Source organism: Lachnoanaerobaculum sp. OBRC5-5, assembly GCF_000296385.1.
Classification (GTDB): Bacteria; Bacillota; Clostridia; order Lachnospirales; family Lachnospiraceae; genus Lachnoanaerobaculum.
Window position 1 is genome coordinate 1136270 of the sequence record NZ_JH815185.1, and the last position, 14596, is coordinate 1150865.

General features: G+C 36.0%; 15 protein-coding genes. 1 reads left to right on the forward strand and 14 read right to left on the reverse strand.

Annotation, left to right across the window (positions count from 1 at the left end):
* Positions 1-64 precede the first annotated feature (64 nt).
* From HMPREF1135_RS05265 to HMPREF1135_RS05290, 6 genes are read right to left on the reverse strand one after another with little or no spacing between them, the layout of a single operon-like run.
* Positions 65-2116 (reverse strand): polysaccharide biosynthesis protein, encoded by a 2052-nt coding sequence (locus HMPREF1135_RS05265; RefSeq protein WP_007592798.1) that lies wholly within the window; start codon positions 2114-2116, stop codon positions 65-67.
* A gap of 31 nt (positions 2117-2147) precedes the next feature.
* On the reverse strand, positions 2148-2813 hold the full coding sequence (locus HMPREF1135_RS05270) for a hypothetical protein (RefSeq protein WP_007592799.1): 666 nt from the start codon (positions 2811-2813) through the stop codon (positions 2148-2150).
* A gap of 27 nt (positions 2814-2840) precedes the next feature.
* A complete protein-coding gene (locus HMPREF1135_RS05275) occupies positions 2841-3833 on the reverse strand; it encodes an LCP family protein (protein WP_007592802.1) in 993 nt (330 codons plus the stop codon).
* Positions 3830-4510, reverse strand: coding sequence for a CpsD/CapB family tyrosine-protein kinase (locus HMPREF1135_RS05280; protein WP_007592803.1), 681 nt, complete (start codon positions 4508-4510; stop codon positions 3830-3832). The genes HMPREF1135_RS05275 and HMPREF1135_RS05280 overlap by 4 nt, the downstream gene beginning before the upstream one ends.
* A 21-nt stretch (positions 4511-4531) precedes the next feature.
* A complete protein-coding gene (locus tag HMPREF1135_RS05285) occupies positions 4532-5224 on the reverse strand; it encodes a YveK family protein (protein WP_007592805.1) in 693 nt (230 codons plus the stop codon).
* Positions 5225-5238: 14 nt separating this feature from the next.
* Positions 5239-5952: a CpsB/CapC family capsule biosynthesis tyrosine phosphatase gene (locus HMPREF1135_RS05290; protein ID WP_007592807.1), complete on the reverse strand. Its 714-nt coding sequence runs from the start codon at positions 5950-5952 to the stop codon at positions 5239-5241.
* A 323-nt stretch (positions 5953-6275) separates the two neighbouring features.
* On the opposite strand from HMPREF1135_RS05290, the gene HMPREF1135_RS05295 reads away from it, so the two are divergent.
* Positions 6276-6938 carry a response regulator transcription factor gene (locus HMPREF1135_RS05295; RefSeq protein WP_007592809.1) on the forward strand — a complete coding sequence of 221 codons (663 nt, stop codon included), beginning with the start codon at positions 6276-6278 and terminating at the stop codon, positions 6936-6938.
* Between the two features lie 42 nt (positions 6939-6980).
* Here the strand turns inward: HMPREF1135_RS05295 and HMPREF1135_RS05300 are convergent, their stop codons facing one another.
* The 8 genes from HMPREF1135_RS05300 to HMPREF1135_RS05330 form a co-directional block, all read right to left on the reverse strand.
* Entirely contained in the window at positions 6981-7586 is a 606-nt protein-coding gene (locus HMPREF1135_RS05300; protein ID WP_007592811.1) for a TlpA family protein disulfide reductase, read from the reverse strand.
* A 208-nt stretch (positions 7587-7794) separates the two neighbouring features.
* The gene (locus HMPREF1135_RS05305; protein WP_007592813.1) at positions 7795-9786 is read right to left on the reverse strand and encodes a hypothetical protein; all 1992 of its coding nucleotides are present in this window, start codon (positions 9784-9786) and stop codon (positions 7795-7797) included.
* 93 nt (positions 9787-9879) lie between these two features.
* Entirely contained in the window at positions 9880-10647 is a 768-nt protein-coding gene (locus HMPREF1135_RS05310; protein ID WP_007592815.1) for a hypothetical protein, read from the reverse strand.
* Between the two features lie 85 nt (positions 10648-10732).
* On the reverse strand, positions 10733-11296 hold the full coding sequence (locus tag HMPREF1135_RS05315; RefSeq protein WP_007592817.1) for a TlpA family protein disulfide reductase: 564 nt from the start codon (positions 11294-11296) through the stop codon (positions 10733-10735).
* Between the two features lie 92 nt (positions 11297-11388).
* On the reverse strand, positions 11389-12195 hold the full coding sequence (locus HMPREF1135_RS05320; RefSeq protein WP_007592819.1) for a CPBP family intramembrane glutamic endopeptidase: 807 nt from the start codon (positions 12193-12195) through the stop codon (positions 11389-11391).
* Between the two features lie 9 nt (positions 12196-12204).
* Positions 12205-12366: a CD1871A family CXXC motif-containing protein gene (locus tag HMPREF1135_RS14015; RefSeq protein ID WP_007592821.1), complete on the reverse strand. Its 162-nt coding sequence runs from the start codon at positions 12364-12366 to the stop codon at positions 12205-12207.
* Positions 12367-12370: 4 nt separating this feature from the next.
* Positions 12371-13447 carry a sensor histidine kinase gene (locus tag HMPREF1135_RS05325; protein ID WP_007592822.1) on the reverse strand — a complete coding sequence of 359 codons (1077 nt, stop codon included), beginning with the start codon at positions 13445-13447 and terminating at the stop codon, positions 12371-12373.
* Positions 13437-14381: a 4Fe-4S binding protein gene (locus HMPREF1135_RS05330; RefSeq protein ID WP_007592830.1), complete on the reverse strand. Its 945-nt coding sequence runs from the start codon at positions 14379-14381 to the stop codon at positions 13437-13439. The genes HMPREF1135_RS05325 and HMPREF1135_RS05330 overlap by 11 nt, the downstream gene beginning before the upstream one ends.
* Between the last annotated feature and the right edge of the window lie 215 nt (positions 14382-14596).

Here is a 14596-nt window from a genome sequence, read left to right on the forward strand (position 1 = left end):
ATAAACTCAATACAAAGAAAAAAGCCTACAAGACTGCTCCTGTAAGCTTTTTGAGTTGATAAAATCAATTTGCCGCCTGTGGTAAGTCTTCATGATGTAATCCGTCTGCAATTTCATTTTTATTATCAAACAATTCACTATTTATACTTTCAACATGAGCTGTATGATATGTTGTTACTATCTGCTTTATATGTTCACGAATATTTCCGTTATTTTCTCCCATATATACGGATAATAACTTAAGCTGTTTTAAAAACTTATCTTCATTAAAATCAATAGGCTTACCGATACTTATCAGCTTATTCGGTGTAGTCTCCAGGCCTTCCTCGGACATAAGTCTCTCTTCAAAGAGCTTCTCACCCGGGCGAAGTCCTGAGTATTCTATCTTGATATCAATATCCGGGCGAAGCCCTGACAGTCTGATAAGATTTCTTGCCATTGTGTCTATCTTTATCGGTGTACCCATATCCAGGACAAATATCTCTCCGCCCTTTGCATAGTTTCCTGCCTGCAGTACCAATGAAACGGCTTCCGATATTGTCATAAAATATCTGATAATATCAGGATGTGTAACTGTGACGGGTCCTCCTGCTTCTATTTGCTTTTTAAACTTAGGTATTACCGAGCCGTTGCTTCCAAGCACATTTCCAAATCTGACAGCCGCAAACTCTGTAGTAGGATTTTCTACAGCACTGTAGTATTTCTCCATCTCTATGATTCGGTTATCTTTCAAAACTTGTATCGGTCTAAGCTCACTTGCTCTTTTTTCCTTTACTTTCCTTGCAAATGTCTGGATGATCATTTCGCACATTCTCTTGCTGGCTCCCATTACATTTGTAGGGTTTACCGCCTTATCTGTAGAGATAAGTACAAATCTTTTACATCCGTAATGCAGTGCCGCAAGTGCGGTATTGTATGTTCCCATTACATTGTTCTTTATAGCTTCACAAGGACTGTCCTCCATAAGCGGAACATGCTTATGTGCCGCCGCATGGTATACCACATCAGGTTTGAATGTTGCAAATACCTGTTCAAGCTTCCTCAAATCTCTCACAGATCCTATTATTGTATCCAGATTCAACTTCGGATAGTTCATCAAAAGTTCCTGTTCAATCTCATAGGCATTGTTCTCATAAATATCAAATATTATAAGATGCTTAGGTGAATGTGCTGCAATCTGCCTGCAAAGTTCACTTCCTATAGAACCGCCTCCGCCTGTTACCATGATAGTCTTACCGTTTAGATAGTTGAATATCTCATCTAGATCTACTTTAATAGGAGCTCTGCCAAGTAAATCCTCGATATTTACATCTTTTAAATCTTTAACTTGAACTTTACCGTTTGCAAGCTGACACATTCCCGGCAGATTTTTCAGTATGCATCCTGATTCCTTGCAGATATTTAATATCTTACTGAGTTCCTCAGGACTGCTTCCGGGTATTGCTACGTATATTTTATCTATTCTATAGTGCTTTACATTGTCAAGTATTCTGTTTCTTCCGCCCGTTATCGGTATATTGTCAACAGTTCTTCCCCATTTTGACTTGTCGTCATCTATAAAGCAAATCACACTGTCATTATAGTCAACCGATCTTTTGATATCTCTTAAAAGCAATCTTCCCGCATTTCCTGCACCTACTATCATCACTCTTGACATATCTTTTTGTGACTTTTTTACATTTTCTCTGTCTGAACGCAGTAAAAGCACAAATCTATAGGAAAATCGACTTCCAAGAACTGCCAAAAACTGTATCAGAATTCCTAATAAATAGTAAGCTATCGGCATTCTTTCAAACATCAGTGTAATAAGTAAAGTATGTAAAAATCCTGTTATAATGCTTGCATACATTACATGCTTTAATTCTGTATAACTTGCAAACTGCCATATGCTTCTGTACAGCTTTAAAGCAATAAAAGTTATTAAGGTTATTAGGGTATATATAGGAACAAATTTTGACCACGCCAATATATATTTACCCTCAATACGTGAAAACTGTAAGTCAAACCGCAGCCACAGTCCCACAAGATATGACAAATTTACCGCAATCATATCATAGATAGCCAGCATTATAGCCGCACCATGTAAGTAATTTAGTTTTAAGTCCCGTTCTTGCATTTCTCCCCCATAGACTTTTATCTTGCGAGTCTTATTTATAAACAACACATATTGTAGATGATCCGTTTATTAAAGTATCCAATGTTTTATCCTGATGATTTATACCGAATACCTCTGTAGGTGCCCAGTTGCCTGTAATATTTGCATAGGCAATAACCTTTATATCCTTGCCTTCTACCATATTCGGTACATATATTCTGACCTTGGTAGGCACATCTGATATTTTACCCTGTGCATCGGTAGTGATTAATGCTAAGGTTTTTCCCACAGCCTTATATTCTGCAAATTCTTTTAATCCTGTAGCTTCACTGATGCTTCCGCCTTCATTAATGCTGTTTATACTTGCTACAACCTTTTCAGGAAGACCTGTTGTTTCACTTTCCGGTGCCGGAACAGTGGCATGCCCATTATCGAGAGCTCCAAAAAATCCTGTTGTTGTGGTTGATGCCTGAGTATTTGTTCCTGTTGTTTTTGTACCTGTCTTAGTTCCACCGGATGTTCCTGTACTTGAACTGCCCCTACTGCTGCTTCTGCTACGGCTTCCACCACCGCCGCTACGACTTCCGCCGCCACCACCGCTTCTTCCGGTCTGACCGGAGTTCTGGTTTCCTCCTTGAATACTGGGTGCCGCAAAATTTGTTCCTACCATTGATATAGCCAATATACAAGACAATATCGCAATAATTCTTTTCTTCATATCCCTATCCCTTTCTTTAGCGTTTCTTTACTCTGCTGTGTAAAACAGATCAATAATTTTATTCATTACCTTATCCCTGTCCATATAAAACTCATCATAAATTTCCGTTTTTTTGTTTTCTCCCTCCAATACATACATTCTGTCTCCGTTAAAGTCTTTATCCGTCATGGCACAGGCGGCAAGTTTTAAAAGCATATCTTTTTGCATATCAGTATAATAATAGGGGCTTATCTCTTTTAAAATATTTTCAATCAAAGAATCCCCTTTAAACTGCGTAAGCTTTTTTTGATAAGCCTCCACATAGACTTTATGTGCTTCTATTCTGGTCATTGCAGAAAAATCCCTATCCGTATCCCTGTACCTTAAGAACTTTTCAGCCTGATCGCCCTTTAACAGAACTTTTTTATCTTTCACAAATGCAGTATCCGCTTTTTCCATACCTTCGCATGGTATAATCACCTCCACTCCGCCTATTGCATCATTTATACTTTTTACGGCGGATGTATTTATTGCTATATATTTATCTATAAATAAGCCTTCAAAAAGTTCACTTACAGACTCCTTCATAAAATCTGCACTGATCTCATTGCCGTCACCGAAAGCGTATGCCATTGTTATATGCTGCAGTGTTTTTCCCATAATATTTCCACTGACATCTGTTACCGGTATTTGAGCCATTGTATCTCTTGGTATAATTATCATATCAAGTCTGTTATTTACAGTATCCCAGGCAATAAGCCCTATACTGTCAGCCTGCCCTCCGGAACCTGCATCCTGTATATAATGCATATCAACATTTGAATCTATTCCCAGTGCCAGTATTGCCTTTACATAGCTCTTTCTTTTATATTTTTTCCCATTCAGATCCGTATAACTTTTATCGGGCTTTGTCTGTGCTTTTTCATTTATTGTTGTTGCTATTATTCCCGCATTGTTTCTCTTTATACTTACAGCGATAACTACCACTGCAGATAATATAATCATGCAAATAATAAGCACCTTTTTTATTGATGTTTTCATTTTTTATAACTGTAGTAGTCCCCGTAATATTTATAATGATAGCTGTTCTTTTTCATCTCAACTCCGTTTAAAACCGCTCCTATAATTTTACAATTCACTTTTTCAAGCTGGTCTTTAACTCTTTTTACCATCCTTTGACTGACTGTTGAACTCCTCACCACTATTACGGCTCCATCAACACATCTTCCTATAATCGCCGCATCTGCAATATTGCTTATTGGAGGAGAATCAATAATGATATAATCATAAATCTTTCTTTGCTCCTTTATAAACTCATCCAGTTTCAGCTCATATAAAAGTTCTGCGGGATTAGGTGCATACGGTCCTGAAAATACCACATCCATATTTTTTATATTGGTCTTATATATAATGCTGTCAGTATTCATACCGCTTAGAAACTGACTGAGTCCCTCTACTTCTTCCTTTATCAGATACCTTGTTGTAAGCATTGACTTTCTCATATCGGCATCAATATAAAGTATTTTTTTATCTATTTGAGCCAGACTTCTTGCCAATTGAAAGCTTGTTTCAGACTTTCCCTCTCCATGTATTGAGCTTGTAAAAAGTATTACCTTTAAATTTGCACCTGAGAACTGAAGATTTGTTCTAAGTATTCTTACAGACTCTTCATACAAAAAGCCCTTGTCAATTCCGTCCAAATTGAATAATATTTCCAATGTTTATCTTCTCCTCTCAAGTTACTTACTTTTTTTATACTCAGGTAAGCTGGCAAGAATTGTAAGTCCAAGATTCTTTTCCAAATCATCCTCGCTCTTTATGCTGTCATCCAGTAATTCTATAGTTATAATAATGGCTGAAATCAGGCAAACACCTAAAATCCCTCCAAGTACTGCATTTTTCTTTATACTCGGACCTGATTTTTCATATGAAGCTATTCCAAACTCGATAATCTTTGGCGGAACCACCTCCATCAAATCACCTATATATTGTGATGATGACATTGATATCTGATTTACAATCTCTTTTGCATTCTCAGGATCAGGATCCGTAACAGTAAGCGAGAGTATTCTTGTATCCGGGGGATTATCAATCTTAAGCTTACTTCTTAGCTGTTTATAATTTATATTAAGTCCCAACTTTTCAATAACTTCCTCCAGCACCGGTCTGCTCTGTATTATAATCTTATAGTCCTTAGTCAGTTGGCTGCCTATTTGCAGGTCTGCCAATGAATTAAGTGTGGTTTCCTTTGATAAAACATACATCTGTGAGGTGGATTGGTATTGCGGTGTGATTAAAAACATACTGATTCCTATAGCCGATGCACAGCCAAGTATTCCAAACAATATAATCATCCACCATTTCCTTTTTAAAACAAAAAGCAATTCAAGTAAGTCTATCTCTGTGTCTTCATTTATCATTCTGTCACCCATCTGCCTGCTCCATTCTATTTGTTTAAAATAATATTATTTGCATTATCATAGGTTATTTCCCTAAAATGCTTTTCTACTCCTTTTGAAAGCCATCGTAATGCATTTGCTACATCCGGTTCCCTGCCGCCGATTCTATGCATATCCGTTGCCATAAAGGAAATATATCCGTTTTTTATCTGCCTTTTACACCAATAAGCATCTATGTCAAAAATCCCTCCTTTTATGCTTCCATAATTCATTTGAAATAATGCTCCCATATCCATTATCTCCATAAATCGGTCCGACTTTCTTAAGCAGATATAGCGCTCCACATGTGCAAATATCGGAATATATCCTGCAAATATAATATCTCTTGTTGCCCTCTTTAAATAACTAAAGCTGACAGCAGGTACAAATTCCACCAGTATATACTTACTGTTTGCCAAGGTAAGATACTCACCTTTTTTAATTTTTTCTATAGCTGAACCGGAATAAAATATTTCCTGTCCGGTATAGATTTCACAGTCCATATTCCTCTCATGAATTTTTGACCTTATTATATTTATTTTTTCTATAATCTCCTCCGGCTTTAGATTCGGCATTGTATGAGGTGTTGCTATTATTTTTTTAATTCCCTGCCCCCTTGCCATATCTATAAGCTTAAGAGATTCTTCCAAATTCCTTGCTCCATCATCCACATCAAAAACTATATGTGAATGTATGTCTATTAAATACTCATTACCTTTCATATTCCTTTATTTTTATTTTCTTTTTTATTAACATTTGTTTTGACTTCTCTATTATACTGCTAGATATAATTTATTCAATGAGAACTTTATCTTTGCTTAATTATATATTAATATTTTTGTTAACTGTGCTTAAATATTGCTTTGTACTTTCAGTTTGGGGTTTGTTCTTCGGGATTTTATATAATCAAGGGGATCTTTTTAGCATTTCAGCCAATATCATCATTTTTTTCATTCAGAAATTTTGGTTCTATATGTGTTTTAACTGTTGATATTCATTGAAATTCATTGTATCTTTATATTATTAAAATTTTTTGGAGGAATTGATGAGACTTTTAATATGCGAAGATGAAGAAGATATTTTGAACGGACTTGCAAAGGGACTTCGCAAACTGAACTATTATGTCGATACTGCTATGGACGGTGAAGAAGCTCTTTCTCTTTATTTTGAGTCCGAATATGATCTTATAATACTTGATCTTAATATGCCGAAGCTTGACGGGTTGGAAGTTTTAAAGACTATCAGAGAGGACAATGCTGAAAGTAAGGTTATTATTTTATCTGCCAGAGATACACTAAATGATAAGGTGCTTGGACTTGATTTGGGTGCAAATGATTATCTGGTAAAGCCCTTTCATTTTAGAGAATTGGAAGCAAGGATAAGGGTGCTTTTACGCAATAATTACAGCACAAATGATGATACTATAAGAATTGAATCTCAGGATATCACTCTCTATCTCAGTAAAAAACAGGTTCAAAAGGGCGGTGAGATCATATCTCTTACACCTAAGGAATATTCTATATTTGAATACCTTTGTATAAACAAGGGTAATCTGATTTCTACAGGAGAACTCCTTGAGCATAATATTGATATGAATGCCAATGATGCTTCAAAAGTAATAAAAGTACATATAGCCGCTATCAGAAAAAAACTTGGAAGTGATGTAATAAAAACAAACAGAGGTATGGGATATACTATAAATGACTAGTATATCCCATACCTCTTTAATATTTTAGTTTAAATTATCATATCAACCCTGTTTAGCAAGTATTTCATCAACTATCTTTGTGAAACCTTCCAAATCTCTTGCACCCTGTATCCCACCGACTATATTTCCGTTTGAATCTATAAATACAGTGGTAGGGAATGCCTGCAGACTCATTACAAAACCTTCCACATCTCCCTCAGGGATTATATTATGATAAGTAACATTGTTCTTATCAAGTACTTCCTTTACAGCATCCAAATCGCTTCCTGAATCCTGTGCTATTCCGACTACATTTACATTTTTTTCTTTCATGTTTTCATAAAGCTTTTGTAATTCCGGAATCTCATGAACACATGGACCACACCAGCTTCCCCATATATTCACAACAGTAAGCTTACTGTCTTTGAATATATCACTGCTTATTTCTTCACCTGCTACGGTTTTTGCATTAAACTCGGGGAACTTTATATCTTCCTGCTCTGAGCTTGCCTGCTTGGAATCAGCTTCCTTAGATTCAGCCTGCTTTGTATCATCCTGCTGTGACTGTGTACTTGCAGCATCATTTGAAGCTGTACCCTTTGCATTACAAGCACTTATAGAAGCTGCCATCATCAGTGCAAAACTCAAAACTAATATTTTCTTTTTCATATTAACTCCTTATATAGTTTGTTTTCGTATTATATCATATCTTTATTAAAGCTGACATTAAAAATATTTTAATTATCTTAAGAATCTATACTAATTTTATATAGTATTTGTAAATATCGCTTAATCCACTCCGGCTGACCAAAGATTTTATTACATTCAAATAGGACCGCTTTTGCGATCCTATCTATACCATGCCATATAGTTTATATTATTTTATCCATGCTCCGTCAATTCCAATTTTATATTCACCTATTTTTGTACTATATGCCATACTACCTTTTATATGACCTTTTTCAGTATTTTCATACATATAATACCATTTATCATTTATAAGTTTCCAGCCTGTCGCCATATATCCCTGTTCATCAAAATAGTACCAGTTTTTTACACCATTATAATCTATCTGTTTCCATGTTGATTTAGGATATGATCCGTTTGGTTCCTTATACCACCATCCCTTTGCATCATTTATCCATTTGCCTGCAATCGGTTTGTTGTTGTTTTTTGCATTTTTATCCTTCTTTGAACCTCTTCCTGAACCTCTTCCTGAACCTCTTCCTGAACCTCCGCCTGAATTTCTTCCCTTTCTTTTTCCGCCTCCATTATTTTCAGGCTTTTTAGGTACAGAAGGTGTAGCTTTACCACGCCCTTTATTATCTTCTGAACCCGATTTGCCCGGTGTTACTATATCTGAAGACTTTTTCTTTTCAGGTTGTTGTGGTTGCTGCTGTGTTCCCGGTGTTTGCGATTGCTGCTGTGGATTTGATTGTGCCGCTTTGACCTTTAGTACACCTCTTAATGCTGTACTTGCAGGCATATAATTATTTGTATAATTTATAGCTGTAGAAGTTGATATATTAAACTCTCCAACGGATGTTCCATCCGTCCCCCAGGTAAATGAAGGCATCTGCATAATCGCATCTTCTCTGTTATCCCCATTTGCAAGGTTGCTTACATTATAGTCTGAAAAATCATTTGGTAATGCTTCATTTACATTTATTTCCTTATCTGCCACTTCGACAGTTACAGGTCTTTTATTTATAGTGAATTTCCCAAGATTCACTTCAAGCTCGCCATAAGTAGGCGACAGCTTTGTTGTAACTTCATACTCTCCTGCATTTACAGGTTTATCACTGCTTATATTGCCCTGCGCATCCTTATATTTAAATCCTATATTGCTATGATCCGGTGCCACAAAATTATCGACTCCATGTCCGCTCTTATCATAAACAGCATCTGAAACATTTGGAAAATCTATATTCTCAACTTCTGCTTCATCAAGTACAACGCTTCCGCTTTCTCCGTCACTGTTGGTATATTTTATAGCGGCTTCTCCATTCTCCTTTGTCCACATAAACTTTGTCTGAGAACCGGGATAAGCCAGTATATCTCTGCTGTCATGTTCTGCAACATATTTTATTTTCGGAGTGCGATTATTATAGACTGTCTTATTCCAGCATATTATATTTGTTCTTTGTGCATCTATATTGACACTACTGTTTATTGAAGGTGGTGCCGCAAGCCCTATCACATCATTATTAGCCTTTATATCGGTAGCGTTTTTTTCACCGCAGGCTAACAAAGTTCCACCTGTTATACTATGATTTGTATCATCTTTAGGCTGTAGAGTCAGAGCATAATCTGCCGCATAGTTTATTATTGTTCCGGCGGTCATATTAAACTGACCTTTTCCGTTAAAGTTCACTGTAGGAGCACTAGCATGCTTTCCGCTTATAATTTCTCCACCCTTTATAGTGAAATTTGTATAGCCGTTTCTGTCTGTAGATGCAAGCGCTGAATGTGCTTCAGACCTCAATGTTCCTGAAACCATTTCAAATTCTCCACCCGTTCCTGTTGACTTTATCTTTAGCAATACATTTGCGGCTGATCCTGTAATACTTGCTTCCCATATAATCTTTTTGCCCTGTGGTATAGTAATTTCTATACTGTTTGCGGTCGGTTCCATTTGTGCATTACCGCTGACTCTTATAATATCATGAGTCGCCAATGCATTTTCTATTGCTGTCTTTATATGAGAAGCCTTATCTGTTGTTCCTGCCGGCGGTGTTATGTCCACATTATGTGCAACTACATCTGCCATAGCACTTATTTCAAACGGTGTTGTTATACCAAGCGGCATAGACGCCGCCAAACAACATGCCAAAACTACACCCTTAAACTTAAATTGTTTCTTTTTCATTGTCATCTCCCTTATATAGTCCTTATTTTGTCACATATAAGCCTTTATTTCCAAGGCTTATCTGTATATTCACTTACAATTCTTAGATATCTTTTACCTTAAAATAACCACTCTGTTTGTCTTTATCTTAGGCATTTCTGTACTTGTAGTTGTAATCATAAAGTTCTCCGACCATAAAAGACATCTGTCTCCCTTTTTAATCTCTGAAAAATCCACTTCCTCGCCTGTTGATGCAAGCACAGGTTTTACAGATTTATCTACAGTCCATTTAGCATTGTTTAAAGTATCCAAAAGTTCAATACTGCCGTCTACTTCCTCAGCCTTTTCAATACCGTCTGTGTACATAGGCATATGGAATCCCTCTTTTGCATTGGTAAGTACCACATATGAGTTTACCTGTGGAGGCATACTTGCCATATATTCAGGTGCTACCCATGCATAGATTTCATCTCCCTCCTTAGGTGCATCACTTACAAGACCTGTAGCCATATCTACAAAATTCACACCTGCAGGATCAAGTACAAGGTCAACCTCTTCAGGAACCTCATTTTCTTCCTTTGTATCTGTACTTTCACTGCTTTGTACCTCATTACCCACATATGATATTCTCTCTATGCGGATAACCTTGTCTGTAACCGACTTTACTTTTCCGTTCTCAGCACCCGGTAAACTTGGCATATCATCAGGCATCTGTGCACCTGTTTCAATAGTCATTCCTGCCTGACCTGTCTCTACACTCTCCGGCATAACGCTCTCTGTCTCTGCTGTTTTTGTTTCAGCCGGTTTTGCATTACTTGTACATGCCATCAATAATGATGCGGCTGCCGCTGCCATAATAAGCTTTTTCAAATTCTTTTTCATATTTATCTCCTTTATATTAATATTTTTATTATTTGAATATCACCCTTCATACTCATAAATATCGCTACAATCAAGTATTTCCCCATTACATCTTGTTTAAAGCATCCTCAACTGCCTTTGTAAATGACTCAAGGTCTCTTCCACCCTGTATTTTATCAACTATATTTCCTTCAGAGTCTACCAAAAAGGTACTTGGGAATGCTTGAATACTCATTACAAAATCTGTAACAGCCCCCTCAGGTACTACATTCTGATAAGTAACCTTGTTCTTCTCCAAAATATCCTTTACCGCGTCCATATCTGTTCCGGCATCCTGTGCAAGTCCTACGACATTTACACCTTTATCCTTCATGTTCTCATAAAGCTTTTGTAATTCAGGTATTTCAGCTACACATGGACCGCACCAGCTTCCCCATACATTTACCACTGTCAACTTGTTGTCTTTAAACACATCGCTGCTTATATCTTCACCTGTTACTGTTTTTGCCTTAAATTCCGGGAACTTTTGAGACTTCTTATCTGTACTTGCTGTCGTACTTTCAGTCTTGGCATTTCCTCCGTCCTTGTCTGTACTGCTTTGACTTCCACAAGCTGTAGCACTTGCCATCATCATCAAAGCAAAACCTAAAATCAATAATCTTTTTTTCATGTTCATTCTCCTTATGAATTTCTTTATCTTATGTCTATATACTAACATGGCTTTGGTTAAGCCTAAGTTAAGATTGATAAAACTATATCTTTTTAATATACATAATTTGTTTTTGTTTTTAAAAGCTTATAGAGCATGGCTCCAAGCGGTAAAAACAGGATTATTGTAAAAGCCACCCAGATCAAATTTGAGGTAAGCTCATATGTTGCCAAAGTATTTATAGTTATATGTATTAAAATGGACCACCTGAGTTTTCGTGTCTTCATATATACAATACCTGATATCAGTCCCATAATAGTTGCATATACAGACTGTACAAATGATAAATGTATAATTCCAAACATCAGTGATGAAACTATAAGTGCATATTTTGTATTCACTCTTTTTTCAAGGAAATTAAAGGTTACTCCTCTATAGATAATCTCCTCATTGATAGGTGCAAGAATTCCTGCAACCACCAGACTTATAATAAATGATACAGTTGATTTATTTGCCGATGATGCATTCAAATACTCCAGACTGCTCTTTATAAAACCTATATTTGACAGTGCCGTGTTTTTTAAAAACATTACCCATAATGTAGATATGCCTCCAAAGGCTATACCTGCCATTATGCTGCACACTACTCCTGTCTTTATATCCCAATGTACCTGTGCTTCCTCCTTATCCTTATTTATCCATTTAAAGAATATAATTGAATATACAAGAATTGATAAAGGATAAATCACCAGATAAATCCTGTCCATCTCCTGTGGCAGAGTCAACCAGCCAAGTACCACATTTCCGGTCTTATTATAGGCAAAGCCTAAACTGATTATCACAAGATCCGTAATTACAAAAAATATAAATCCCAGTAAAACAGCTATAAATGTAGCCCATGCAATCTTTAGTATTTTCATTTCTTCCCCTTATCCTATGCCTATACATTCAAGGCATATATTAACAGCTTTTTTTAATACCACCAGATGTTCATCTCTCATTACACCTGCAATAATCATTACCACACCTACTCCCAGCATAATATACGGAAGTGCTTTATTCTTTTCCAACTTTTTTAAAATCTCTTTCATATTTTCATCCTTTAAAATCTATTATAAATTCTACAAAATCACCATCTACGCTGTTTGCACTTATTCTGAATTTATGTCTGTCCAATATTTCCTTTACTATGGCAAGACCAAGACCGCTTCCACCGAATTTTTTAGCCCTGGACTTATCCACACAGTAAAAAGGTTCAAATATCTTTTCAATGCTCTCTTTTGGAATACTTTCTCCGTGATTTTTTATACTTAATGAATTATCTCCAAGCTTTATTTCTATAAATGCATTTTCCTTTGAATACCTTATGGCATTATGCACTATATTAAAGATAGCCTGCTTTATCAAAACTCTGTCAGCATCTATAGCCATATTTTTATTATCACACATAAACTCTACATTCTGATTTTTTTCGTTGATTTTATAATCTAAATCCTCGATTATCTCATTTATAATTTTATACAAATAAACCTTTTCAATATTTAAACTCTCTTCATTGCTTAAAAGTCTAAGTCCCACTACAATAGAGTTCATCATCTCAATCTGTCTGCCCACAACTTCCACAAAGTCTTTATAATCCTCTATCTGTGGCTCTTCATCCAGATTTAATACCTCCAGATTTGCCCTTATTGCCGCCACAGGAGTCTTTAATTCATGGGCGGCATTTTGCGAAAACCTTTTTTGCCTTTCATAGGATTCCCTTATATTTCCAAGCATATGGTTGAAGGCATTTTGCAGATCACCCAATTCATCAGTGCTTTTTACTATATGTATATCATCATTAATTTTAGTGATATCAAGCTTTTTTATTTCTCTGCTGAATTTATTGAGCGGCATCAAAACCTTACCTACCACCCACCACATCAAAGCGGTTCCCGCAACGGAAAATATTATCAATGTATAAAGACTGTTAATCCTAAATACACGCTGTGCAATATCAAAATCAAAGGTAAAGCTCGCATCACTGTTAAAAGGTATATCCACATTATCGGGTATTATAAAAATATTGGATGCACTTTCTATATTAAATAAGAATAACAACACCGAGATTACACAGAGCACCGCGGCTGTAAGCAATGTTACCTTTATTCTTATAGACAGTTTATTCCACATTTGCACATCCTCTGCAATTACTCTTACAAGCTTTTACATTAACAGGCTTTTCTTCTTTTTTCTTTCCAAGACCTGCATATGTCATCACTAGGGCATCATGTCTGCAGGCTGCAGTACATGCACCGCATCTGATACATTCCAAAGAGTTAGGATTGGCTCTTACATTTATATCCATCTTACATGATCTTTCACATAAGCCGCAGTTTACACATTTATCGGATACAAATTCCATCTTGTAAAATCCTATTTTATTGAAGAAGGAATAGAATGCTCCAAGCGGACATATATATCTGCAAAAAGGTCTGTAAGTAAATATTGATAATGCTACTATTACTGTTAATATGCTTAGTTTCCAAAAGAATAAAAATCCTATTGTATTCCTAAGTCCTTCATTTTTAGCAAGTAGAGGTAATGCTCCTCCAAGTGTTCCGGCAGGACATATCAGTTTACAAAAATACGGTGCTCCAAGCCCGAACTGATTTGTTAAAAACATAGGCAACAGTATTACAAATACTAAAAGTATAACGAACTTTAGATATCTGAGCGGTCTGTCCACCTTTTCCGGTATTTTAAACTTCGGGGTAGGTATCTTATATAAAAGATCCTGTACAAAGCCGAAAGGACATAAAAGTCCGCATACCAGTCTGCCAAATAATGCTCCTATAAGTATCATTATCCCAAATACATAATAGGATATGCTGAATTTTTTACTTCCTATTACCGCCTGCAATGAGCCGATAGGACAGGAGCCTACCGCTCCCGGACATGAATAGCAGTTCAGTCCCGGAACACATGCAACTTTTGTATTTCCCGTATATATCCTTCCCTCAAAAAAGCCCTTTAAATTCGCATTGGTAGCAAGGCTCGCCAATGCCTGTATAATATTTTTCTTCCTCTCTTGAAGCTTTGTATATTTATTCTCGAAGTATTTCATTTTTTGTCTCCTACAAATTTTCTTTTGTATATATTATCATGTTTTCGGTTAAGATAAAGTAAATTTTTTTCAAAACTTTATCTGCTATATTTTTTAAATTTTATATTTATCCTACAATCCTTTTCATTCTTTTTGTATATATATCTTCTCATTACATAAACTAAACTTATTAGAAATAAAAAATGACGATTGGTAAGTTTATCCTTTCGTCATTT

What these genes read in the sequence shown, in the direction of transcription:
- HMPREF1135_RS05275 (WP_007592802.1), bottom strand. Translation starts at nt 3,833, where the DNA reads ATGAAAACATCAATAAAAAAGGTGCTTATTATTTGCATGATTATATTA.
- HMPREF1135_RS05300 (WP_007592811.1), bottom strand. Translation starts at nt 7,586, where the DNA reads ATGAAAAAGAAAATATTAGTTTTGAGTTTTGCACTGATGATGGCAGCT.
- HMPREF1135_RS14015 (WP_007592821.1), bottom strand. Translation starts at nt 12,366, where the DNA reads ATGAAAGAGATTTTAAAAAAGTTGGAAAAGAATAAAGCACTTCCGTAT.
- HMPREF1135_RS05305 (WP_007592813.1), bottom strand. Translation starts at nt 9,786, where the DNA reads ATGAAAAAGAAACAATTTAAGTTTAAGGGTGTAGTTTTGGCATGTTGT.
- HMPREF1135_RS05295 (WP_007592809.1), top strand. Translation starts at nt 6,276, where the DNA reads ATGAGACTTTTAATATGCGAAGATGAAGAAGATATTTTGAACGGACTT.
- HMPREF1135_RS05285 (WP_007592805.1), bottom strand. Translation starts at nt 5,224, where the DNA reads ATGGGTGACAGAATGATAAATGAAGACACAGAGATAGACTTACTTGAA.
- HMPREF1135_RS05310 (WP_007592815.1), bottom strand. Translation starts at nt 10,647, where the DNA reads ATGAAAAAGAATTTGAAAAAGCTTATTATGGCAGCGGCAGCCGCATCA.
- HMPREF1135_RS05265 (WP_007592798.1), bottom strand. Translation starts at nt 2,116, where the DNA reads ATGCAAGAACGGGACTTAAAACTAAATTACTTACATGGTGCGGCTATA.
- HMPREF1135_RS05325 (WP_007592822.1), bottom strand. Translation starts at nt 13,447, where the DNA reads ATGTGGAATAAACTGTCTATAAGAATAAAGGTAACATTGCTTACAGCC.
- HMPREF1135_RS05320 (WP_007592819.1), bottom strand. Translation starts at nt 12,195, where the DNA reads ATGAAAATACTAAAGATTGCATGGGCTACATTTATAGCTGTTTTACTG.
- HMPREF1135_RS05315 (WP_007592817.1), bottom strand. Translation starts at nt 11,296, where the DNA reads ATGAAAAAAAGATTATTGATTTTAGGTTTTGCTTTGATGATGATGGCA.
- HMPREF1135_RS05330 (WP_007592830.1), bottom strand. Translation starts at nt 14,381, where the DNA reads ATGAAATACTTCGAGAATAAATATACAAAGCTTCAAGAGAGGAAGAAA.
- HMPREF1135_RS05270 (WP_007592799.1), bottom strand. Translation starts at nt 2,813, where the DNA reads ATGAAGAAAAGAATTATTGCGATATTGTCTTGTATATTGGCTATATCA.
- HMPREF1135_RS05290 (WP_007592807.1), bottom strand. Translation starts at nt 5,952, where the DNA reads ATGAAAGGTAATGAGTATTTAATAGACATACATTCACATATAGTTTTT.